21 protein-coding genes are annotated in these 22,720 nt (G+C 54.0%); 7 read left to right on the plus strand and 14 right to left on the minus strand.

The window, feature by feature from the left end:
- Positions 1 to 55 precede the first annotated feature (55 nt).
- On the plus strand, positions 56 to 331 hold the full coding sequence (locus Y017_RS15175; RefSeq protein ID WP_155849244.1) for a hypothetical protein: 276 nt from the start codon (positions 56 to 58) through the stop codon (positions 329 to 331).
- On the opposite strand, the gene Y017_RS06050 is transcribed toward Y017_RS15175, so the two are convergent.
- Entirely contained in the window at positions 317 to 610 is a 294-nt protein-coding gene (locus Y017_RS06050) for a PepSY domain-containing protein (RefSeq protein WP_035459636.1), read from the minus strand. The genes Y017_RS15175 and Y017_RS06050 overlap by 15 nt on opposite strands.
- Before the next feature lie 98 nt (positions 611 to 708).
- A complete protein-coding gene (locus tag Y017_RS06055; RefSeq protein WP_035459638.1) occupies positions 709 to 2,790 on the minus strand; it encodes a TonB-dependent receptor domain-containing protein in 2,082 nt (693 codons plus the stop codon).
- 277 nt (positions 2,791 to 3,067) lie between these two features.
- Between Y017_RS06055 and Y017_RS06060 the strand changes: the two genes are divergently transcribed.
- Positions 3,068 to 5,242 carry an OsmC domain/YcaO domain-containing protein gene (locus Y017_RS06060; protein ID WP_035460098.1) on the plus strand — a complete coding sequence of 725 codons (2,175 nt, stop codon included), beginning with the start codon at positions 3,068 to 3,070 and terminating at the stop codon, positions 5,240 to 5,242.
- A 37-nt stretch (positions 5,243 to 5,279) separates the two neighbouring features.
- On the plus strand, positions 5,280 to 5,747 hold the full coding sequence (locus tag Y017_RS06065) for a hypothetical protein (protein WP_035459640.1): 468 nt from the start codon (positions 5,280 to 5,282) through the stop codon (positions 5,745 to 5,747).
- A 22-nt stretch (positions 5,748 to 5,769) separates the two neighbouring features.
- On the opposite strand, the gene Y017_RS06070 is transcribed toward Y017_RS06065, so the two are convergent.
- From Y017_RS06070 to Y017_RS06110, 9 genes are all read right to left on the minus strand, one after another.
- Positions 5,770 to 6,726: an NAD(P)-dependent alcohol dehydrogenase gene (locus Y017_RS06070; protein ID WP_035459643.1), complete on the minus strand. Its 957-nt coding sequence runs from the start codon at positions 6,724 to 6,726 to the stop codon at positions 5,770 to 5,772.
- Between the two features lie 539 nt (positions 6,727 to 7,265).
- Positions 7,266 to 8,627, minus strand: a complete 1,362-nt coding sequence (locus tag Y017_RS06075; RefSeq protein WP_231483418.1) for a hypothetical protein — start codon at positions 8,625 to 8,627, stop codon at positions 7,266 to 7,268.
- Positions 8,628 to 9,087: 460 nt separating this feature from the next.
- Positions 9,088 to 9,504 (minus strand): alternative ribosome rescue aminoacyl-tRNA hydrolase ArfB, encoded by a 417-nt coding sequence (gene arfB, locus Y017_RS06080; RefSeq protein WP_035459646.1) that lies wholly within the window; start codon positions 9,502 to 9,504, stop codon positions 9,088 to 9,090.
- Positions 9,505 to 9,637: 133 nt separating this feature from the next.
- The gene (locus Y017_RS06085; protein WP_035459649.1) at positions 9,638 to 10,174 is read right to left on the minus strand and encodes a cytochrome b; all 537 of its coding nucleotides are present in this window, start codon (positions 10,172 to 10,174) and stop codon (positions 9,638 to 9,640) included.
- Between the two features lie 163 nt (positions 10,175 to 10,337).
- On the minus strand, positions 10,338 to 11,594 hold the full coding sequence (locus Y017_RS06090; protein WP_035459652.1) for a hypothetical protein: 1,257 nt from the start codon (positions 11,592 to 11,594) through the stop codon (positions 10,338 to 10,340).
- Positions 11,595 to 11,597: 3 nt separating this feature from the next.
- Entirely contained in the window at positions 11,598 to 12,257 is a 660-nt protein-coding gene (locus Y017_RS06095; RefSeq protein WP_101234992.1) for a hypothetical protein, read from the minus strand.
- Between the two features lie 157 nt (positions 12,258 to 12,414).
- A complete protein-coding gene (locus Y017_RS06100; protein ID WP_035459655.1) occupies positions 12,415 to 14,301 on the minus strand; it encodes an MFS transporter in 1,887 nt (628 codons plus the stop codon).
- Positions 14,302 to 14,359: 58 nt separating this feature from the next.
- Positions 14,360 to 14,971, minus strand: a complete 612-nt coding sequence (locus tag Y017_RS06105) for a TetR/AcrR family transcriptional regulator (protein WP_035459659.1) — start codon at positions 14,969 to 14,971, stop codon at positions 14,360 to 14,362.
- A 250-nt stretch (positions 14,972 to 15,221) separates the two neighbouring features.
- Positions 15,222 to 15,842 carry a DapH/DapD/GlmU-related protein gene (locus Y017_RS06110; RefSeq protein WP_035459661.1) on the minus strand — a complete coding sequence of 207 codons (621 nt, stop codon included), beginning with the start codon at positions 15,840 to 15,842 and terminating at the stop codon, positions 15,222 to 15,224.
- A gap of 112 nt (positions 15,843 to 15,954) precedes the next feature.
- Here Y017_RS06110 and Y017_RS06115 point away from each other — a divergent pair, with 112 nt between their 5' ends.
- Entirely contained in the window at positions 15,955 to 16,659 is a 705-nt protein-coding gene (locus Y017_RS06115) for a DUF4197 domain-containing protein (RefSeq protein ID WP_011587350.1), read from the plus strand.
- Between the two features lie 192 nt (positions 16,660 to 16,851).
- Here Y017_RS06115 and Y017_RS06120 read toward each other — a convergent pair whose 3' ends face one another.
- The 3 genes from Y017_RS06120 to Y017_RS06130 all read right to left on the minus strand — a co-directional run bounded on the left by Y017_RS06120 (position 16,852) and on the right by Y017_RS06130 (position 19,123).
- Complete coding sequence (locus tag Y017_RS06120; RefSeq protein WP_011587349.1) at positions 16,852 to 17,583, minus strand: glutamine amidotransferase; 732 nt, start codon at positions 17,581 to 17,583, stop codon at positions 16,852 to 16,854.
- 300 nt (positions 17,584 to 17,883) lie between these two features.
- Complete coding sequence (locus Y017_RS06125; protein ID WP_011587348.1) at positions 17,884 to 18,150, minus strand: hypothetical protein; 267 nt, start codon at positions 18,148 to 18,150, stop codon at positions 17,884 to 17,886.
- A 13-nt stretch (positions 18,151 to 18,163) separates the two neighbouring features.
- Positions 18,164 to 19,123, minus strand: coding sequence for a hypothetical protein (locus Y017_RS06130; RefSeq protein WP_035459665.1), 960 nt, complete (start codon positions 19,121 to 19,123; stop codon positions 18,164 to 18,166).
- Between the two features lie 220 nt (positions 19,124 to 19,343).
- On the opposite strand from Y017_RS06130, the gene Y017_RS06135 reads away from it, so the two are divergent.
- The 3 genes from Y017_RS06135 (at position 19,344) to Y017_RS06145 (ending at position 22,591) form a co-directional block, all read left to right on the plus strand.
- Positions 19,344 to 19,829: a YajQ family cyclic di-GMP-binding protein gene (locus Y017_RS06135; protein WP_011587346.1), complete on the plus strand. Its 486-nt coding sequence runs from the start codon at positions 19,344 to 19,346 to the stop codon at positions 19,827 to 19,829.
- A gap of 88 nt (positions 19,830 to 19,917) precedes the next feature.
- On the plus strand, positions 19,918 to 20,376 hold the full coding sequence (locus Y017_RS06140) for a hypothetical protein (RefSeq protein WP_101234994.1): 459 nt from the start codon (positions 19,918 to 19,920) through the stop codon (positions 20,374 to 20,376).
- Between the two features lie 118 nt (positions 20,377 to 20,494).
- Positions 20,495 to 22,591, plus strand: coding sequence for a VIT and VWA domain-containing protein (locus tag Y017_RS06145; protein ID WP_035459667.1), 2,097 nt, complete (start codon positions 20,495 to 20,497; stop codon positions 22,589 to 22,591).
- Positions 22,592 to 22,720: the final 129 nt, after the last annotated feature.

Consider the following 22,720-nt stretch of genomic DNA (forward strand, 5'->3'; position numbering starts at 1 on the left):
TGTCTAGCAAACTGGTGGCGATTCAATCAACGCCAATTTCCTCGGTAACCTTCGCTTGGAAGCCAAGTTCGACGACTATACCGTCATCACCGACCAGCCTATCCGCTACAAAGACGCCAGCCTTCCCGTTGACCCGCTTTATTTGCCGGCAACGGAGCACACGGCCAGCCAGCTTGGGCCAGGCGCGATCATCAATACCGCTAGGCCAGCGGCAATTTCTATCAGCGCATCACCCAACGAGCCGATAAAGAACGAGCCGTGGAATGTTTTGATGCGAGAATACAAGCTCGCCGCCGGGCCTTGGCCACCCAATACCTCACCGGTGTATTAATTCAAATATACCAATGCCGATGGCGCCATGGCCCTCGTGAGAATGGGGCTGCAGGGAAAATCGTGCGGATTGATCTTCTTCCTCCGGCAGCAAATATAATTTCACCGACGCGTGAGGATAGCGCTGCTCGACGGTCTCCAGAAGCACCGTCGCGGGCAACGGCTGCTCGCCCGCTTTGACCGTCAACAACGATTCGTTCAAAACACTATCCAGTGGCTTGCTCAACAACATGAGCAAACCACTGAATGCCAGCAGGAAGAGGAAAGGAATGATCCGCACGCCAATTATAAAGTGCCAGCGCCATACCGCCGCATAGAAACGGCGGGGCGCCGCTTACGGCGAAGGTGATGTGCGGGCCATCTCAAGCACTTATTAATTTAAAAATCGAAACGGACGCCAGCATAAACTGAGCGAGGCTCACCGGCCTGAATGCCTACCGAGTTAATGGTCTCGTCATTACTGACGCTGACATTGGTGACATAAACTTCATCGGTTAGGTTGCGACCTTCCAGATAGACTTCCCAGCTATCTCGGGTGATGCCGGTGCGCAAGCCCAGCAGCTCATAACCGTCCACATCCTTGTTATTAGCGAAGTCACCGTAGCGATCGTCGACAATGTCGAAAGTAGGGCCGGCAAAGAAACCATTGCCATGGCGATACATGACTTCGCCTTTGATAAAGAAAGTTGGCGCCACCGGCAGTTGGTTATCGCCGTACTCCGGGTCGTTGTCGAAGGTAAAATCGTTGTAGGTCATGCTCAGCAGCGGCTCAATACGCTGGCCGTCATTACCCAACGCAAAGCTGGCGCCGACCAAGGCTTCCACACCCGCGTGAATGGTATCTTCCACGTTCAGGGCCAGGCTGGTGCCTGATGCCGACGGGTTATTCATGGACAGGATTTCATCTTCAATCTGGGCATAATAAACGGATACTTCCCAGTTCCATTCGCTGGCATGCCCCAGAGGCGCTACACCACGGGTACCGATTTCTCCTACCACACCCTGCATTGCGTCCAGGGTTTCGTCGCTGGCATCAGCATCGTCTTCCAGCTCATATAAGGTGGGCGCTTCGTAAAGCTTACTGACATTGGCGAACAACTCACTGCGCGCTGCCACCTGATAAATCAAACCTACACGCGGATTGATGGATTCATAGTCATCTTTGGGATTGCGCTCCACACCTGAAGCAACGGTCACATTATCCACTTCGCGGGTGCCGGTAACCGCCTGAGCGCCGTAAACCAGCGTCCAGCGATCGGCAAAATGCCAACGATCCATGGCGAACACTTCCAGGTTATCCGCCTTATTATCCACTCGCACATCAAGAGCACCACGAGTACCGCCAGAATGAGAGTAGTTACCGCCTTTCACCCGGGTTTCGCCATAGTTAAGGCCGAACAGTAAGTCGTGATTACCCAGCTGCTTGTCATAGCGAATGTTGGTGCCAAAGGTGGTCTGGTCATTATCGATAAGCAGACTGAAGCCTGGAGAGGCGCCCCCGACAATAGGGTGGTAGAGGTGTTGATCCTCGAAGGAAAAACCTACCACCAGGCGGCTGGTGTCATCCAGCTGCCACTGGGTACGGTTGGCGACACGCCAGCTTTCCACGTTTTTGAGGAAGTTGCCGGGGATGTTATTCGGGTTGGCCTGATAGGGATCATCATCAAACTGGGCCTGTGTCAGCGAGCCAGGAAGCTCCTGATCATTATCCACATAGGTGAAGTAAAACCGGTTCTCCACCGCTTCATTGATCTGCCAACCGGTGTTGGCATAAACGCTACTACGCTGTTGTTCCTGATGACCGCGAAAACCGTCATAGCTGCGCTGCTCCACGGTGACCAGGCCATCCACATCCCCCTCAACGCCGCCTGCAGTAATTCGGCTTTGCACCGTGCCGTGGCTACCGCCACTCAGGTAAATCTGATTGTCGGTGTTACGCGCAGTGGGGCTGATGAAGTTAATCGCACCACCCAGGGTGCTGGCCCCGTAGGTTAGCGCATTGGCGCCACGGACAATCACCGCATAACGGGCCGCCAGCGGGTCGATAAAGCTGTTGTGGTTGTTGCCATCGGCTGCGGTCACCGGCAATCCGTCGACCATCAATTTAACGCCATTACCATCGTAGGCAACCGCATCTAGATTCGAGCCGCGGCTGGAAATAAAGGTGTCGTCGCCGGTGGAGCCGGTGCCTGTCCACATCCCTGGCACATAGCGCAACATATCGCCGATACTGACCACATTGCGCTCGGTCAGGTCTTCCGCTTCCAGTAGCGTCACCCCACCCGGCGTGAGGGCCTGCTCGCGCTGAAGCTCGATCTTTGTGGCTTCGGCGCTCTGTTCCCCCTGCTCGGAAACTGTAATCGGTGCCAGTTCATTGGCCTCGGGCTCCACAGCAAGCGCACTGACCGGTGCTAAAAAGGTCAGATAGCCAAGCAATGATGTTCGAATAGACAAACGCATGATGGTATTCCCCAGGACAACCGGTTGCTGCCATAGCAGTTATGGCGGCAAGAGGGCGAGGCATTCTACGGCAGGGGCCGTGATGCCAACATGTGGCATATCACCGCACAGGCTTAAAAATGGTCCGCCTCAGCGACATCTCTTTAACAGGCTGTTAATGAGCAAATGGGCTTGTCCGGGCCACCCTTCAGGGCTGCCGAGCCCTGTCTCCAAGACGGCAGGCCCTAAAAGCGGGATAATGACCGCCACAGCCATTCCTCGACTCGGTAGCCCCGCCATGGAAATCAACGTCAACTTCCTCGATAACCTTCGTTTGGAAGCCAAGTTCGACGACTTTACTGTCATCACAGACCAGCCCATCCGCTACAAGGGCGATGGCTCAGCACCCAGCCCATTTGATTATTTCCTGGCATCGTCGGCCATGTGCGCGGCCTATTTTGTGAAGGTGTACTGCAAGGCGCGGGATATCCCCACCGATAATATCCGCTTGTCGCAGAACAACATCGTTGACCCGGAGGACCGCTACAACCAGATCTTCAAGATTCAGGTTGAGCTACCGGAGGATATTTCCGACAAGGACCGCCAGGGGATACTTCGCTCGATTGATCGCTGCACGGTGAAGAAGGTGGTCCAGACCGGGCCTGACTTCCAGATCGAGCAGGTGGACAGCCTCACCGAAGACGCCCAGGCCCTGCTGATGGTGGAACCGGACGAGGCCCACCGTACCTTTATTGAAGGCAAAGACCTGCCGCTGGAGCAGACCATCGCCAACATGACCGCGATCCTCGCGGAATTGGGGATGAAGATCGAAATCGCCTCCTGGCGTAACATCGTTCCCCATGTTTGGTCGCTGCACGTGCGTGACGCTGCTTCCCCCTTGTGTTTTACCAACGGCAAGGGCGCTACCAAGGAAGCCGCCCTATGTTCGGCGCTGGGCGAATTCATCGAACGGCTTAACTGCAATTTCTTCTACAATGACCAGTTCTTTGGCGAAGAAATTGCCAACAGCGATTTTGTTCATTACCCCAACGAACAGTGGTTCAAGCCCGGCCCCAACGACGCGCTGCCCGAGGGCATTCTGGATGACTACTGTTTGGGCATCTATAACCCGGAAGGGGAGCTGGGTGGCTCCAACCTGATTGATACCAACTCCGGCCGAGCCGACCGGGGCATCTGCTCATTACCGTTCGTTCGCCAGTCCGACGGCGAGACCGTGTATTTCCCCTCCAATCTCATTGAAAACCTGTTCCTGAGTAACGGCATGAGTGCCGGTAATACTTTGGCCGAAGCCAAGGTGCAATGCCTGTCGGAAATTTTTGAACGGGCGGTGAAGAAGCACATCATTGAAGAAGAGATTGCCCTGCCGGATGTGCCCCAAGAAGTATTGGCCAAGTATCCCGGCATTGTTGAAGGTATCACCGCCCTGGAGGAACAAGGGTTTCCGGTGTTGGTGAAAGACGCCTCTCTAGGCGGGCAGTTCCCGGTTATGTGCGTAACGCTGATGAACCCGCGCACCGGCGGGGTTTTTGCCTCCTTTGGTGCCCACCCAAGCTTCGAAGTCGCACTGGAACGCAGCCTTACCGAGCTGCTGCAAGGTCGCAGCTTCGAAGGCCTCAACGATTTGCCACCGCCCACGTTTAATAGCCAGGAAGTCTGCGAGCCCAACAATTTCGTGGAACACTTCATTGATTCCAGCGGAGTCGTGAGCTGGCGTTTCTTTAGTGCCCAGGCCGATGAATCTTTTTGCGAATGGGATTTCTCTGGCACTACAGAAGAAGAAAGCGCGCGCCTGTTTGGCATTCTCGAAAGCCTGGAGAAAGAAGCCTACGTGGCTGTCTACGAAGAGCTAGGCGCACCGGTGTGCCGCATTTTGGTGCCTGATTTTTCCGAGGTGTACCCGGTGGAAGATCTGGTATGGGACAACACCAACATGGCGCTGGATTACCGCGAGGACATTCTCAATTTGCACCGCCTCAGCGATGAGCAGCTGAGCCAGCTGGTGGAACGGCTGGAAGAAAGCCAGATTGATAACTACACCGACATTATCACCCTGATCGGTATCGAGTTCGATGAGAACACCGTATGGGGCCAGCTCACTATTCTGGAATTGAAGCTGCTGATCTATCTGGCATTACAGCGCCATGAAGATGCGCTGGAGCTGGTGGACATGTTTATCCAGTTCAACGACAACACCGTGGAACGCGGCCTGTTCTACCGAGCTGTTAATGCTGTACTGGAAATTACCCTGGACGAAGAGTTGTCACTGGATGACTACCGCACAAACCTGGGGCGCATGTACGGTGAAGATACCCTGGAAACCGTCATTGGCGCTGTTGAAGGCAGCCTCCGTTTCCCCGGCCTGACCCCCACCAATATGCAACTGGAAGGGCTGGAAAAACACCAACGCCTAATCGAAAGCTATAAAAAGTTGCACGCAGCACGGGCAAAATAAGACTTGAAACAAACCAGATCAACGCGGAGAAAATATCATGAGCACAATAGCAAAACGGTTTTGGTCGGTGTTGTTACTGCTGGTGTCTGGTTTTGCGCTGGCCGATACAGCGGCAATGGCAACCTATCTCTCTGCCAAACCGTTACGAATGGAGATACGTTATTGTGAGTGCGCGGTCACTGCATCCGATGGTCGCTCAACACGTCCCTTGCCTTCATTCATGGCTTCAGCTGACGCCCTGAATGTTGCTGTGGATATTGAGGATAAAGGGTTCATTGCCTCTGAACCGTTCACTCTGGGCTACGCCATACAGCCCGATCTTGAGCAGCCTGAACAATTCCGCTTCCAATTCGTTGGTGACTACAGCACTAGCCAACGAGGGCATAGCACCGCACAGGCCACATTGCTTCTGGTAAAGAATCAGTGGGTAACTCTTTTCGGTTCAAGGGCAGGGAATACCGAAACAGGGGTTGCCGTGCGGCTAACCGACACGACTGGGCCATAGCCTTGCCTAACGCATCAGTGCGTCAGGCGTTAGCCACCTTAATAACCACTTTCCCCCGGCAGCGGCCGGAACGGCTGCGGTTATAGGCCGCTTCGCTCTCTGCCAACGTAAAAACGCTATCAATAACCGGCGTCAAAGAACCCGCTTCCACCATGGCCTTTAGTGTTTCCAGATCACGCCGATATGATTCGACCACCACTGTGCCGGCTTTTTTGCCCAACAGCCGGTAGAGCGGGGTGGCCAACATGGACTTGCCATCGCCACCAGTGGAAATGAAGTAGCCTTTCTTGCCCAACAGCGCGGCACACGTTAGCGGCGTTTCATAAGATGTCACATCGAATACCAGATCGAACTCACCCGCCGAAGGGCGGTAATCCCCCTGGGTGTAATCAATCACCGCATCCGCCCCTAACTCACGAACAAAATCGGTGTTCCGACCACTGCACACACCGGTAACATGCAGGCCCAGGTTTTTCGCTATTTGAACGGCGAAACTACCCACTCCACCAGACGCGCCGATAATCAATACCTTTTTCCCCGCTTCCGCTTTCCCTTTACGCAACCCTTGCAGCGCGGTGAGGGCGGCCAGAGGCATGGCGGCGGCTTGAGTAAATGACAGGTTCTCCGGCTTTTTTGCAATACGGCGCTGATCAATCAGGGTCAGCTCTGCCAGCGATGCGGTACGCAGGCGCATATCCATTCCATAAACCGCATCACCGATCTCGAAGTCACTAACATTACGGCCCGTGTCCACCACGATGCCCGCCAGGTCATCACCAAACAGGGGCTTTAGTTGTTTAACCATCACCGGGCTCGCTGCCACCGCCAAATTGTAGTTCAGCTTCCAATCTTTGGGGTTAACCGACGCTGCATGGACAGCCACCAGCACGTCATCCGCTTTTAATCGTCCCGGAGCCGCTGTTTTGATCAGAGAGAGGGTGGGCTTGAGGCCCCAGCCGGTGGTAGCGATGGCTTTCATGGTTTAGCTCCGTAGGCATTAATGCGGACCCAAGCTTAACAAAGGGCAGGGGCAGGGGAGCAATCCTATAACGCCAAAGGGATAAGGAGTTTGTGTCAATGAGCGCCCTTGCTATCCGCCTCCCTCACTGAAAATCAGCGACTTACTACAGAGCCCAGTGCTCTTATTCGACATAAAGACCCGAACTTTATTATGCGGCACGCCCAATAAATTCTTTACACCGTAACAGGGAAGGATACAGCCCTATATTTTCGTATAGCTTCACTAGGAATAATCGCTCTACTAGCCGGCTTAGCCGCTAACCGGATAGCAAACTCCAATCAACAGCCCAACCAGTGGCCCGCCACGAAAAAGCCCCACTTAATTTTCATGCGTTCCGGCTTTGAAGACTGGCTCTGCGGTACCACGCGCGTGAAGAGTTCGGCAGCGTGAGTTAAACACAGCCCTCAACCCTAAAGATGCAATCTCGAGATATCAGATCTATTCGCTACTAATGGGGCTTTTGCAGAGGCGAGAGGCTTTCTCTAAAGCTCGGCGTACTATTCAAACAATGTTTCTGCCAAGGTTGCTTCATCAAAATGACGACGACCCTTGAACGCGATCGCATGCTCGCCTGGCTGGCGCATGGCGCCGGCAGACGGTATTCCCATGGGCCATAAATAGAACCGCTCTGCCCGTTTTGAGATTGGCACAAGCCCACGGGCATTGAACAGGCTGGCGACAGTACCATCTTTATGTTTCAACGCTCGGAGCGCGTTGGCATCAGCCAGCTGATAGGAGCTGGTGGGTAAGAGATCTGATGTCGGGGTCACGCGAACGAGATAATGGGTGTCTGGCTCCAGCAACAGAGTGATGCGTTGATCATAAGCATCCACCACGTAGCCGGGATAGAACACCGGCTTATCACCCTCTATGTCTGCCGCTTTCAACGTCGGGTCGACAGGATAGATTTTGTGATAACAGCCACAAGGGTGGATGCTGTCGTAAAACAAAACCTTGCCATTGGGCTTGAGGGTCACCCGCCAAATTATCCCATCAAGAGAGCCCGCATAGGTATCCAGCCAGCCCTTTTTCGGGCGCTTGCTGAACCAAAACTGGTAGTTGATTTGTAGAAGGTTTTTGCTACGAAAATGGGTCCAGCTCGGCCAAGTATAACTGACAGGTGTCTCAGTGCGGATTACCGGCGTACGCGTTTCATCTAGCTGAATCCGCCCCGGCACATTCCAAGGCTGGGTGTCGGACACCGCAACAACCGGCGCGTAGTGCGATAACATTGCCTGCCATTGCTCTGTGTCCGGCAAAGGTATGCGCAGCGGATTCGCCGACAATACGTCCGGCGTCACCGGCACAGTGCCCCCCGTAGGCGGCGAAAATTGTTGCTGAGGTTGACGCGCCGGATCGCGAAAACGCGCACTCATTTCCCGGTGATAATCATCAATCGATCCTGTGGCCAGCCAGGCCATAAGAGGGTACATCCCGGCTACCCGCAACCACGTAGCGTAACTGTCTGGAATCTCGGCTTGGGGTAACACAGAAAAATCTGTTCGCGCGGCAAGCACCGGTAGGCAGGAGGCCAACAATGTTTGCGCTGTTTGCGGGGAAAAACCATCACTATCCGTGGTTAGCCGCTGAACCAGAACGGACTGATCTCGCCAGGCCTTGGCTGTAGCCAAACGAATCCACTGTTGTTGTTGAGGCTCGCTGACGGCCTTGCGCTGCTGAAAGGCTAACCAGCGATCCACGCCCAAGTGGGGGAAGCCTGTCAGCGTTCGTGCCTGCGCATCATCAATGCCGGCTCGGGCCAGGGCCTGCTGCAAAGCAAAATACCCGGTTTCGCAATCGGTGTCAGCCAGCCCGGTGAGCGGCAGGCTCAACAACAGTAGAGTCAGTGCGTTGCGCATTACCAACATAGTCTCCAGCGCGGCCAGCGCCGCTTCCCTCTGCCCAGGTGCGAGCCGCGGTCAGCCAACCATGTGGTATTCCGCCTCCCGTGTTGACTCGTTGCTCATACACCACCGATTACAAGGCTGCGCCTGCAACGCCCCGCGGCACAGCAAGCTAATCAGCCCTCACCTGCCGCCGTTGTTCCGGCGGAGATCGCATTATACTGTGCCGGCAGCTCAGTATAATAGGCACGAAACCGGCACGCATGAGCAAGCCCTTGGCCTGATACCACCGTCGTTATGCGACTGCACCGGGATTAATAGCACATTAGCCTGTTGCGCCTGCCACAGACCGCGCGGCTTGAACGGTTCCGGGTGCCAACAGCAGAGAACCTATGGCGATGGCGATGGCGATGAGAGAGGGAACAACAAACACCGGGACACTGCGAATCAGCCGCACAGTCTGTGTGAGCAATACCTAGTGTGGATCCACTTTGCCACGCAGGGATTTGGTTTTCCCGTGCTTGGTCTTGCTGTCCAGGCGGCGGCGTTTGCTCCCCAGGGTAGGGCGGGTGGCCTTGCGGGGTTTTTGTTCCACCGTCACGCTTTTTATCAACTGGGCCAGCCTGGCTAGGGCATTTTCCTTGTTCATTTCTTGGGTGCGGAACTGCTGGGCCTTGATCACCACTACGCCATCACTAGTAATGCGCTGGTCACTCAACGCCAACAGTCTTTCCTTGTAGCGGTCAGGCAGGGAGGAAGCGCGAATATCGAAACGCAGGTGGATCGCCGAGGCGACCTTGTTCACGTTTTGGCCACCACTGCCCTGGGCGCGAATCGCTTGTAGATCGATCTCGTTGTCCGGAATCTGTAAATCACGACTGACTTGAAGCATAACCATAACTGCGGCAAAGGGATTGCCAGCCTAACAACAAGAAACAGCAATGACTATTATCTCGCCTGGTGCCGCACGCCAATACCCGCTCTTACGGCATCAGCAGCACGGAAATCCAGCACAAAGAAAACAATCAGCCTTTGCCCCACATACGCGGCAACACGTTAAGCTGACCGGGTTGTTTGCGGTGCAGCAAAGCCATGCCCACATGGCCAATTATCATGGCCAACAACACCCAACCTAATACCCCATGAAGCAGGTTTGCTGGCTCTATCATCCAGGTAATCTTGTCACCCTGGAAGCCCGCCATCAGCTCAATCCCAAAAGGATTAAAGGCTCTACCGGAGCCATATTGGCGCAACAACGCCAAGGCCGGAATTATGAACAATAATCCGTACAGGCTCAGATGCCCCCATTTCGCAGCCAGACTGAGGGAAGGCGGGCGGCGGGCCAGATTGATCAGCGCCCAACCCAAGCGAATCACCAGCAACACCATCAAAACCAGCCCCAGAGGTTTGTGTGTTGGCCAGAAAAACGTTTCAAACGCTGTGTCTTCAAAAGCATAGTGAGACAAAGCCGACAAAAACTGCCAAACCAACAATAGAGCCATGCTCCAGTGCAACAATCGGGTGAGGCTGCCGTAACGCGTGGGGGAATCGTTCAGCGACATGAAGTTCTCCTAGTAGGTCGCACAGGGCGGCCTAAGGTCTTTGGTTATAATTAAATGCTATTTATAAACTATGACAGACAAATGTGCAGGCAATATGGAATGCTCTCGCGGTTCTGAACGTTAAGCCGCAGGCCGAGCTGAGCACCGACCTGCGCACACCGAATCAGACGACCGGGACAGCAAAGTGGATCATTACATGAACCTGCATTTCACCCACAAGGAAGCCGAGAATCGCCCCCACAGTAATCAGTATCCATTCATCCTGCTGAAAAGCGGGGCGTAACAACCCTTCGAATTCTTCTTCGGTCAGTTCCTGCATTTTTTCTACCATGAGGTTTTTCAGGTCCATGGCTTCTTCTGCATAGGCTTCCATATGGCTGAGTGTTTCAGGCAAATGCTGCATGACTTTTTCGGATACCGAGCGTTTCATTTCCTGATATTTGGTACTGCCCACCGCAAACACCACCAGCGGTTTAGCCACCCCGGACTGCTCATCTAGCGTCCGTTGTACCTGCTTTTGCACTAGCCCGAATAATCGGTCTGACATGGGTCCTTTGAGAATCGCTTCAATCACGGCAGCCGGAGTAACAATTTCGCTAGCCACCAACTCACCGTAACGAGCCGCAACCTGTTTACGGCGCTTCAAAAACAGACCCTGCCATTCAAACAATCCCAGATACCGCACTGGTTTTTTGGGGTTAAAGATCATTTTCAGGGCCAGCCAATCTGTGAACCAACCGGTAAACAACCCGAACAGGGGGATCACCCAGATGTTATGGGTAAAGGCCCACACCACCGCTTGAATAAGGCCGATGGCAAAACCGAAATAAATGCCGGAATTACGAATAAACTTGAATTCCACATGACCGGCCTCCAAAAACACGCGGTTGAGCAGCTCTTTGTCACGCACCAGAGCATTGATGACTAAATCTTTGAGATCGAAAACCCGGGTGATGTTATTTTTAATATCCTCCATGATCTGTTCGACCATGTGCGGCGCTTCATTCTGGATTCTCTTAATAATTAAACGCTTAACCGATTCCGGCGCGGCCTCCCACAGGCCTGGCTGATATTCTGCAGCCACTTCTCGGGTGATATCTTCCACCGAGCGAATCAAGGGCTCACGAATTTCCTCTGCCACCCGATGAGGATCCAGTTTATTGAATACATCCTCCGGTTTCAGTAATCGCTCCATCATCAGGTCACAGGCAATGCTGGCCATGGTAGCCGCCTTGCCGGGCACAATGCCCTGCCAACCAAAAAATGGCCGCCAGCCGACAAATTGCAGCGGTTTGAACATCATCTTGATGGCCACCACCTTGGTGCCATAACCAATCGCGGCGGCCACAAAAGGCATGGACAGATAGAGCGCCCAATTGGCCTGCACATCAGCCAATATCAGGTTGAGATCGGTAATCACGGGCTACTCCTCAATGTCCGCCGGGGTGGTCATTAACGTCCATAACTGGCGACCCAAAGGACTAATTCGCAGGGTTTCCCTGCGGATAGACAGCTTCGGCAAGTGAATTTGCAACTCTGCCTGCGCCTTACGAAAATCACTGTCGCCTTCACACAATTCGTAATCCGTTCGCAGCGATTCGGTGAAATCACTAGCGATAACTAGCCCTTGAGCAAACAAATGGTTCAGGTACAGAGCAATGAAGTCGTTACATTGAATACCCGCAGCCCGGCCGGCGTTGGAATAACGGTAGAGGACTTCGCCACGGGAAAAGCGACTGCCGCTATAAAGCGTGAGAAGCGCAAAGGCACTGCCATCCGAAAGCGCCGCCAGCAATCGAGCTTCATCACCGGTTAAGCTCGCCAAATGCCGTTCAACCAGCATGGTCTGTGCCTGGGGAACGCTCTGCTCTATGGACACACCCAGTAATTGATGCAAGTTTTGCGGGCTACCCTCCAATTCACCTGGATGATGAAGTGCTTCCAGGCGCTGTTTTAGCCCGTGCAACAACTCATGCTCTACCTCATGGTAGCGGGCATCCGCCCGCTGTACCGGAGGCAACTGTAGTAATAGTTGCTGAATTCGCGCCCGCAGTGAGGCCGGCGAGAGGGGAGAATCAGGCACGTTGGTTCCCTGTTGTTATTGTCGTTATGGGCACACTCTGGCGTCAGCTCTATGCCTAGCCGCAAAGAGTACAGTGCACCCTTTTATTGTTAAGTTTCCGGTCTTTTTACCTGGCTGCCAAGTTACCGTGCGTATGTTTTACGCAACGAAAGCACTATCAGGGGCATTCTCGCAGTGCTAAAACGCGTTTGCGCAAGTCGCTGGCTTGCACCTCCTGGGGCGAGACGCCTGTGCCCACGGCCAATTTGATACGTGACCAGAAACGACGGGGCAGATGCGTCAAGGCCTTGCCGCCCTTATGGCTGAAAACGCTACCCCACAGTCCGGATAAGGCCATCGGAATCACCGGCACAGGGCTGTCGCTAACAATTTTTTCAATCCCGGCACGGAATTCATCAATCTCGCCATCTTCGGTTAGCCGGCCTTCTGGAAAAATACACACCACCTCCCCGGCTGCTAATTCTTCTCGAATACGCACAAATGCCTGTTCATAAATCTTCGGGTTACGGGATTTGGAATCAATCGGAATCGTCTTACCGGTGCGGAAAATATAATTTAGCACCGGCATATCGTAAATCGGTTTAAACATGACAAAACGAACCGGACGGCGGATGGCACCTGCCAACAACAATGCATCCACGTAGCTCACATGATTACAGACCAGCATGCAGGGGCCTTCATCCGGAATATTGTCCATTCCCGTATGCTTTACACGGTACATGGTGTGGGTAAGCATCCACACCAACAAGCGGATCAGAAATTCCGGCACCACGGTATAAATATAAGCAGCCACCAGAATATTGCTCAGCGCAAGGACAAGGAAAAACTGTGGAACCGTTATTTCCAACAAACCAACCAAGACAATACCCGCCACCGCGGACAAGACCATCAACAAGGCATTAAGGATATTGTTGGCGGCAATGATTCGCGACAGGTGCTTAGGGTTGGCCCGGTGCTGTATAAAGGCAAACAATGGCACAATATAGAAGCCACCGAACACCCCAATACCGAGCAGATCCAGTAGCACCCGATAACCACCAGGCTGCTGTAGAAAGCTGGCAACGCCGATATTGTTATTCATTACCGAGCCAACGCCTGCCAACCCGGCATAAGAAAAGAACAAATCGATACCGAACACGCTCAAGCCAATAGACCCCAACGGCACCAGCCCCAGCTCTACCCGTTTGCCCGAGAGCTTTTCACACAGGAATGAGCCTAACCCGATCCCCACAGAAAAGGTGCCCAGTAGCAGGGCGTACAAACCATCGGTACCGAACAGATAATCGTCCACGTAGACTTTCAGCTGCGTGGTATATGCCGCCCCCATAAACCAGAACCAGGAAATCGCCAGCACACACATCCACACGGATTTCACTTCCCGTGCATAGCCAACGATGTGCCAGGTTTCTTTCCACAAATTCCAGTTAATCTTGATGGATGAATCCGCTGCCGGCGCGGCAGGAATCCCTCTAGCAGCCAGGTAACCCAACAGCGCCAGCCCCACCACGGTCATGGCAACCACGCCATCGCCCACGCCGTCCATCTTCAGAAAAACGCCAGAAATGGAGCCCAGCAGGATCGCCAGAAAGGTGCCCATTTCCACCAACGCGTTGCCAGAAACCAACTCCTTGTCTGTCAGATGTTGGGGAATAATCGAATACTTAATCGGCCCGAAAAAAGTGGATTGCAGGCCCATACAAAACAGCACCGCCAACAGAAAACAGACACCATCAAAAAAGAACCCTACTGCGGCGGCGCACATAATGAACACCTCTACCATCTTGATCTTGCGCACCAGGGTTGCCTTGTCGTACTTGTCTGCCACTTGGCCAGCTAGGGCAGAAAATAAAAAGAACGGGACGATGAACAGCGCTAACGCTACATTGTTCAGTGTGTTGACGCTGACCGTGCTAACCACGCCAGAAGCAATAAGAAGAATCAGCGCTTGGCGAAACACATTATCGTTAAAGGCACCCAAAAATTGAGTAAAGAAAAACGGCCCGAAACGCCGTGAAACCAATAATGAAAACAACCCTTTTTTCACTGTTTATTCCTTTTTTCCGTTGTCGCCATCATCAGTTTCAATAGGCGAGCTAAAATTTTCACTCCCAACTGCTCTCCAGTCCCGCCCAGCTTTTCAGATAATTTTCCAGCAACGAATCCAACATCGCCTGTTCATCCACATCACCGGTTACCTCTAGTTTGTTCTCTGCCGCCAATACGGCAATACCATGAACACTGCTCCACAGAGTTCGGGCTGCCAGATGGACCGCCTCGGTGGGCTGCCGGCCCGCCATCCGAGCCATTTGCTGTTCCACTCTCTCGAACAACAGCCCTGTGCGTTGCTGATACCAAGACGGCACGGGCGCTTCATGCTGCATACGGTGCATAAAGACCATCTGCCACAGGGCAGTTTGCGTGCGTGCCAAGTTCAAGTAGGCGCTAGCCATCTGGTGCAATGCTTGGAAAGGGGCCAGATCAGCCGGTGCCATCATATCCGCCAACAAGATATCGAGAGTGGCCGCATTCGCATGCAAAATCAGGTCATCAAGATTGCTAAAAACGTGATATAGCATCCCCGGGGTATAACGTATTTTTTCAGCGACCTTGCGCACACTGAGTTTGGCCAGCCCTTGCTCTGCGACCAATTCACGCACCGCTTCGATTGCCAGTGCCTGAAGTTCTTCACGACTATGTTGATTTCGGCGTGCCATAGTTAATGCTCAATCATTTTTTTGTTTTAGACATACAGCCGGCATCAGACAAACAATAGCCATACGATAGTGAACGGCCTTTGTTGGCTAATGCACCATTATTCTCGTTACAAGCACGCCAGACTATCTCCATCACGCGCCATTCTTTGCCGGGCACCCGCGTCATTATTCTCTTTCATACGGTGTTCAATCAATACAACGATTAAACATCGTTTAATAAAGGGCGGTTACCGAGTATCACATAGCGTGTTCAGCAGGATGGAGCCCCCGGGCGGCGGCCAATGGGACGGGCGGGATTACCGGCCACGATGGTCCAAGGCGGCACATCACGGGTAACCACCGCCCCCATGCCTACCACCGCATGATCCCCCAGAGTAACGCCATCAACGATGCCCACCCGGGCACCAATCCAGACATCACAGCCAATGCGAATCCCACGGGAGCTCACCGGCTGCTCGCGCACCAACCGGTCCGCCTCCATGCCATGATTAAACGCAAAAAGGGTGCAATAGGCGGCAATGCGGGTGTCATCACCGATCTCAATACCCGCTGCACCACCTTCCAGGCTCACATGATGATTAATACTGACCCGTTGCCCCAACCGAACAGGGCCATGAATAACGCAATCAGCGGCAATTTGGCAGCCATCTCCCACGAAAATATCGCGACCCGGCTCGGCTAACAGAACCGCCTGTGGCGCTACAAAGCAATCCGTCCCGCAATGCACCGTTTCCAGCGCCATCAACCGCTGCTGGATCCCTTGCTGCCAGGGCTCCACCCAAGCTCGATGCCTGAGTTTCAAGCGACCATACAGCCAAGGCATGTAGGCAAGACGTTGTTTGTGTTGTTCACGGTAATCGTCTTCACTCATTGAGCCCCCTGGCCGGCAGCCTACGACGCTGTAGAAGTCCCTATACAAAAAATAGCAGTTTAGCAGTCCCCGCCCTTGCAGTAGCATAACGCCCGAAGACAAGGAGAACACCGTGAAGAAACTACTGCCCTTTGCAATAACCCTAGTACTCGCCGGCTGTCAGAATATGGAATCAGCCATGCCCTGGATCAACATGGGCAACGAGATGGCCAAAAATGCCGGTTACAACACCGACGAAAAACTGGCTGCCGGAATCAAAGAAGCCCTCATCAAAGGCACCGATGTGGCCGCCAACCAGCTGTCTCAGGAAGGGGCCATGAATATGAAATTGCCCAAAAGCGCAGATCCGGTTACCAATACGTTGCGTAACTTTGGCCTTGGCAGCTACGTGGATCAGCTGGAAACGGCCATGAACCGCGGCGCAGAAAAGGCGGTGGCGTCCGGCGCCCCCGTATTCAAAGACGCCATCAACGCTATGAGCGTAGAGGATGCCCTAGGAATCATTCAAGGCGGGGACACCGCCGCTACCACCTACTTCCGTGGCGAGACCGAGAGTAGCCTGCGAGAGCGCTTCCAGCCCATCGTGGAAGATAACCTGCGCCAGACCGGTTTTTATGACCAATACCAAACAATGCTGGGCACCTATAATAAGTTACCACTTACCAACAAGCCCAATCTCGATCTGGAAAGCTACGTTATCGACAACAGCATGAATGAGCTATACACACGCATCGGCGAGCAGGAAACCTTGATTCGGCAGAACCCCATGCAGCAGGGTAGCGCTCTGATCGGAGCAGTATTTGGCAACGCTAACTAGCCAGCCAAAACTCTTGCAGGAGCATCGCTGGCGGCGTGACTGAAGATGAGGCGCTGGAACGTAACGAGCTTCCAGCGGTGAAGATGACAATGCCGGCACAACCTAAAGCGCTGTGCCGGCGAGCCCAAACACTGGCAGCAGGTAACATTAATGCCAATCCGAGCCATACTGCGCTGCGGTTTGTCACTGCTCTTACGCTACCTGCGCTAACGTTAGCTGGGCGAACCGGGCAAGGATAGCGCTGGCATCCCGGCATTCGCGCACATTCTGAAGGTGCGTATCTACCTGTTGCTGCATCAAGCCCTCGCCACTCAACCTCTGCAAGTAGGAACGCATCACATCTGCACTGAATTCAGGATGGAACTGCACTCCCCATACCCGTTCGCCATAACGGAACGCCTGGCAGGCATCGTGCACATTACTGGCCAGCACGGTGCTGCCCGGGGGAGGAGTAAGCACTGACTGCCTGTGCACCACTTGCGCCCACGGGTGACCAGCCATGGCGCCTAACAGCGCATCCTGCTGGCCAGCCGCAGTAAACCGCAGCGGCACGGTGCCCACCTGCATCCCCAGGGGATTATCCGCCACCTCCCCGCCCAGCACCTGGGCCAGCAATTGGTGACCAAAGCACAGCCCCAGCACTGGCAACTGCTGGGCGTTCTCTAGGGTAGAAAAAAGCCAGTGGGCCAGCTTTTTCATCCACGGTTTCGCCTCGGTGACCATGGCGTGAGAGCCGGTAATCACCACACCTGCCAGCGATTCCGGGGCAGGCAGCGGCCCCTCCTTAATGGCATCCACCCGTATCACGGGTGATAACTGGCCCAATCCCTGGGCTATCCAGTCATCGAAATCGCCATAATGCTGGCGAATTTGCGGGTAGGTATGGCCGGTTTGAATAATCGCGATTGGCTTGAGGCTGCTCATAATACTCTCCTTGTATGAAGGAGCCTCAGCAAGGGATGTACCAACTTTTCAGTAATAGACTGAAACGCGGGAATAAAGAGAGAATTAGGGGGCCTCTGAAACCCCCTTACGCGGTCGAGAGTAAGCGTGCGGCTTACCGCCCACCTTTTTTATTACAGGGGCATATCGTGGTGAGTATAAGCCCGGCTAAATGAGGGAAGAGGATGACCGGTCATCACCGCTGCCGACAGAACGTCAAGCGAGGAGAGCACCGAGCTGAATGTTAAGGAAAGGGCCCCGCCAAAGCAGAGGCCCAAAGGCTCAGACCTTCAAATACTTGGCCGCCTTGCCGTCAGCCTTCTTGGCCAGCGGTTTGAGTTCCGCAATTTTCTTGCAGACCTCATCGCATTCTTCCTTGCTCAAGGCATGCCCTTCCACCGCCTTATGCAACTGGGACATGTAATTATCCAGTACGGAGATCACCGACAAGTGAACCACCGGTGCAATCGACGATTTTTTCTTTTGCGGGCCCTGTTGGCGATGAGCCTGCTCCCAACGCTTCTCGAACTCCTTGTGACTCAAAGACATATTGAACTCCTTTTCAGAATGTCAGCTTACTGACGTTAATGCTGCTCAGGCCCAGCCCGCCACCAGAGATGCCCTCCAATGCCACCGGCAAGCTAATTTCGTTGAGAGAAACATTACCCAACTTCGCCGACAACTGGGCATCCTTGAGGGTCATGCTACCCACATTGAGATGGACCGTTGGCGTGACGGCAATGGTGACTTTTAGAATCCCTAGGTCCACCGTCAGCGATTTGTCGGAGGCAGTGGCATCGGCATCAAAGGCACCACTTTGCGCGCTGGGCAAGCTAATAGAAGGAATATTCACATTACTGAGGCTAGCGCCAGGCAGCTTAAGCTGTCCGGTTGGTGCAGCGTGATTGACCCGCAGTGACTCACCTTCAGCGGCGGGTACGCTTAACGAGCTAAGCGATAATTCACCAATCCCCATGCCGGATACCGACAAACCGGCACTGGGCAGCCCCAACTTGTCTAACCGCATTCCGGCAATTTCCAAGCTCCCCAAATCCAAGTCACGGATCGGCTGCATATCGGCAACCAAACCTGGGATGTCGATGGCCGGAATCTGCAGGTCTATATCAGCCAGGTCGGGAATAGTAATAGTGCCCAAATCCACCGGGACATCCAGGCTGCCAAGACTTTCACTGCCATCCCAGTTACCAATCCAGCCTAGATCGATTTCCCAATCCAGCCGTAAACCCAACTCCACAATGCTGCGCACCTGATTGAGAACCGCACTGGCGTTATTGAGGCTGGCCGAGCCGTTAGTCACACTTAGGGTGCCAATGCTGGCGCTACCCAGGGAAACCTTGTCGACCTTGAGATTACTGAGCATGCCATTATCAACCTTGACCTGGTCGATAGCGATCTTGCGGGATACTTGGGCTCCGAGCAGGCCCAGACGAGTCAATAGATCCCGAGAACCCGGGAACGATTCCATCAAGCTGTCAGCGGACAGCCTTTCCTTAAGTGGCATAAGGTGCCTCCTTGGCGTTGTCATTTTCAGCGCTGCCTACGGTGTAGCCGTGAGGCGCCCTGCTCAACATAAAGGGGCCGTGCCGGGTAAACTATACTGCAAACGTACCAATTTACCGTTATCTGAAGTGAGCCCTTAATCCTCCGTATAGGAGGCGCATGCTCCTTCTGCTTAGGGCGCGTATACTTGCCTGCTAGCCATTACAGGGAGACCCAACCCCATGCCGTCTTTTGACATTGTTTCCGAGATTGATGAAGTGGCCCTTCGCCATGCAGTGGAGAACGCCAACCGTGAACTTTCCACCCGGTTTGATTTCCGTGGCGTAGAAGCCAGCATCGCGCAGAACGGCTTGGCCGTTACCCTGAAAACCGAATCCGATTTCCAGGTACGTCAGCTGGAAGAATTGTTTACCAAAGCCTGCCTAAAGCAGAACATCAGCGCCGCCGGTGCCGACAAACCCGAAGAGCTTGAGCACAGCGGCAAGACCTTCTCGCTTACACTGACTTTCCGTCAGGGCATCGACCAGCCCGTGGCCAAACAAATCGTCAAGCTCATTAAGGAAAGCAAGATCAAGGTGCAGGCATCTATTCAAGGCGACCAAGTACGAGTAAACGGCAAAAAACGCGATGACTTGCAGGCCGTAATGGCCCTGCTGCGAGAATCGAAAATCGAAACGCCGCTGCAATTTAATAACTTTAGAGATTAAGCCGCGCCCCCCAACCCCTTAAGCACCAGCAACCGATTACAGGAATAGTGTTATGTCCGCGCCTACTTCAGCCGTACAGAGACTTAATATGTTTTGGTTTCTGGTGCTCTCAGCACCGCTTTTGATCGGCATAGCCATTGCCGGCCTAGTCTGGTTCGGTAACTACACGGCCTCCATAGAATGGCTGCCGCAAGACACCCTACGCACGGGGGCCATGGGCGCCATGGCACTCATGCTAGTGATTGCCAGGCCGCTGCGTAATGCACTGCTAGCCCCCTCCACCATTGCCCAGCGTTCGGTTCAAACCACCACCCCCGCTGACCCTGCCGGGGACACGGCGGTATTCAAGGTTCAAGCCAGCATGTTTATGCTGTTGGGCATTCTCGATGCGGTATCCATGATTGTTATCGCTCTTAGCCTAATGCAAGCGGATGCCCTGCTAGCCCTGCTCAACGGTGTTTATACTCTGGTTCTGGCGATTATCGCCCGCCCAGATTTTGCTGCTCTACTAGACGCCACCCGTAACCAACTGACACAAAAGGGATAACCCGCAAAATCAATTCCTATTGAACACCCCAAGACATGGCTTGTTAATGAACACCGTTTAACAAAGCCCTCCGCCACAGGTAAAACAGTGCCCATGATTCATAACAAGGAGAACCATCATGGGTTTCAGGAACGGATACACGCGTTTTGCGGCCGGCCTGGCGTTGCTGTTTGGCTGCCTGCTAACCAACCCAACCCTAGCCGCAGGGCTGATGACCCCAGCGAACAGCTCCCTGCCGCCACTGCAGATTCGCGAGCAACATGTCACCGTGGATGTGGAAGACGGCTATGCCATCACCGAAGTCGAGCAGGTTTTTCACAATCCGAATAACCAGGACCTGGAAGCTTACTACCGCTTTCCTGTTCCCGAAAAAGGCACCGTGGCCGAATTCACCGCGTGGATCGATGGCAAGCCAGTGATCGGTGAAGTACTGGAAAAACAACAGGCCCGCCAGGTCTACGAGCAAGAAAAAGCCGCTGGTCGCGAGGCCGGGCTCACCGAGAAGGACAGCTTCAAGGCCTTCGATGTGAAAGTGCAACCAGTGCGCGCCGGCCAGGACACTCGCGTGCGGTTGGTTTACATGCAACCGGCCTTCGTGGACAACGGCATCGGCCGCTATGTATATCCGCTGGAAGAAGGCAGTGTAGACGAGAAGAAACTGGCGTTCTGGACCGCCAACGAAAAGGTAGAAGAACGCTTCAGCTTTACCCTTAACTTGCGCAGCAGCTATCCGGTGGATGCCCTGCGTCTGCCCAAGCACCCTCAGGCGAAGATCCAGCAGCTTGGTTCGCAGCAATGGCAAGTGACACTGGATAACCGTAACGCAAGCACCACCATTAAAGGGGAAGGCAGGAGTGAAAAGGGCGATAACAACTTCGCTCCGCCAGCAACCAATGGCCACCCCCCCAGCGCCTTCACCTTGGACCAAGACATCGTTGTCTACTGGCGTCACCAGCAAGACCTGCCCGGCAGCGTCGATCTAGTGGCTTATAAGGCACCGGGCAAAGACCGCGGCACCTTCATGCTGAGCATTACCCCAGGGGACGACCTGCCCCCGATCACCACCGGTAGCGACTGGGTGTTCGTACTGGATATTTCAGGCTCCATGAATGCCAAACTGGCGACTCTAGGCGACGGCGTCCGCCAGGCCCTGGGAAAACTGCGTGGCAACGACCGCTTCCGTATCGTTCTATTCGATGACCGAGCCGAAGAACTCACTAGCGGTTTTGTAGATGCCACACCCAATAATATTCGTCAGTACACCCAAAAAATCATGCAGCTCCAGTCCCGTGGTGGCACCAACCTGTTCGGTGGCTTAAGCCTGGCACTGACCCCGCTGGACGCAGACCGGCCCACCGGCATCGTGCTCGTCACCGATGGCGTAGCTAACGTAGGTAAAACTCGACAGAAAGACTTTATCGACCTTCTGGAAAATCACGACGTTCGGTTATTCACCTTTGTCATGGGTAACAGTGCTAACCGGCCCATGCTCACCGCCATGACCGATGCCAGCAACGGTTTTGCCATCAGCGTCTCCAACAGCGACGACATTGCCGGACAGATTCTCAACGCCACCAGCAAGGTTACCCACCAGGCCATGAATGACGTGGAGATCGATATCGATGGCATTCGCACCGCAGACCTACAACCCCAACGCATTGGTAGCATTTACCACGGCCGCCAAATCGTACTGCTCGGCCACTATTGGGGTGACGGCCCCGCCAAAATCACTCTTCGCGCCGAGGTGGCCGGGCAAGAAAAAACCTACAAAACCCGCTTCGATTTTCCCGCCCAGGGCGGCAATAACCCGGAACTCGAGCGCCTGTGGGCTTACGCCACTGTTCAGGACATGCAGCAGGAAATAGAGTATTTCGGTGAGGAAAAAGATCTCCAACAGGGGATTACCGATCTGGGAATAGAATATGGGCTGGTCACCCACTACACCTCCATGGTGGTGCTACGTGAGGAAGTATTTAAGGAGTACGGCATTGATCGCCGCAACGCCAAACGTCGGGAGATTGAAAAGCGGGCAAAAGCGCAACGCCAAGCCAGTGCACCTAGCGGTAATCGCGTAGACAACAGCCAACCCATGTATAACAGTAATCGCCCGTCTTATAGCAGTGGCAGTGGAGGAAGCGGTGGTGCCTTCGGTATGGGCGCATTGCTCCCCTTTTTGATCCTGCTAATCGGTGGAGGGTTACGTCGCCGACACTAGCCCGTTAATGGCTGATGGGCATTCCGCTCGGCTATGGCTGAGCGGTTTTTTGCATTATGGGCCTCTGAACACGCCTTACGTGCGCAGCATAACCTGACACGTGAACGGTTAAGTTTTCGACTGTATCTT

It is taken from the genome of Alcanivorax sp. 97CO-5, from assembly GCF_000524665.1.
Lineage (GTDB): Bacteria > Pseudomonadota > Gammaproteobacteria > Pseudomonadales > Alcanivoracaceae > Alcanivorax > Alcanivorax borkumensis.

Coding starts and splice junctions, on each gene's coding strand:
- Y017_RS06055 (WP_035459638.1), bottom strand. CDS start 2,790: ATGCGTTTGTCTATTCGAACATCATTGCTTGGCTATCTGACCTTTTTA.
- Y017_RS06060 (WP_035460098.1), top strand. CDS start 3,068: ATGGAAATCAACGTCAACTTCCTCGATAACCTTCGTTTGGAAGCCAAG.
- Y017_RS06065 (WP_035459640.1), top strand. CDS start 5,280: ATGAGCACAATAGCAAAACGGTTTTGGTCGGTGTTGTTACTGCTGGTG.
- Y017_RS06070 (WP_035459643.1), bottom strand. CDS start 6,726: ATGAAAGCCATCGCTACCACCGGCTGGGGCCTCAAGCCCACCCTCTCT.
- Y017_RS06075 (WP_231483418.1), bottom strand. CDS start 8,627: ATGCGCAACGCACTGACTCTACTGTTGTTGAGCCTGCCGCTCACCGGG.
- arfB (WP_035459646.1), bottom strand. CDS start 9,504: ATGCTTCAAGTCAGTCGTGATTTACAGATTCCGGACAACGAGATCGAT.
- Y017_RS06085 (WP_035459649.1), bottom strand. CDS start 10,174: ATGTCGCTGAACGATTCCCCCACGCGTTACGGCAGCCTCACCCGATTG.
- Y017_RS06105 (WP_035459659.1), bottom strand. CDS start 14,971: ATGGCACGCCGAAATCAACATAGTCGTGAAGAACTTCAGGCACTGGCA.
- Y017_RS06110 (WP_035459661.1), bottom strand. CDS start 15,842: ATGAGTGAAGACGATTACCGTGAACAACACAAACAACGTCTTGCCTAC.
- Y017_RS06120 (WP_011587349.1), bottom strand. CDS start 17,583: ATGAGCAGCCTCAAGCCAATCGCGATTATTCAAACCGGCCATACCTAC.
- Y017_RS06125 (WP_011587348.1), bottom strand. CDS start 18,150: ATGTCTTTGAGTCACAAGGAGTTCGAGAAGCGTTGGGAGCAGGCTCAT.
- Y017_RS06130 (WP_035459665.1), bottom strand. CDS start 19,123: ATGCCACTTAAGGAAAGGCTGTCCGCTGACAGCTTGATGGAATCGTTC.
- Y017_RS06135 (WP_011587346.1), top strand. CDS start 19,344: ATGCCGTCTTTTGACATTGTTTCCGAGATTGATGAAGTGGCCCTTCGC.
- Y017_RS06140 (WP_101234994.1), top strand. CDS start 19,918: ATGTTTTGGTTTCTGGTGCTCTCAGCACCGCTTTTGATCGGCATAGCC.
- Y017_RS06145 (WP_035459667.1), top strand. CDS start 20,495: ATGGGTTTCAGGAACGGATACACGCGTTTTGCGGCCGGCCTGGCGTTG.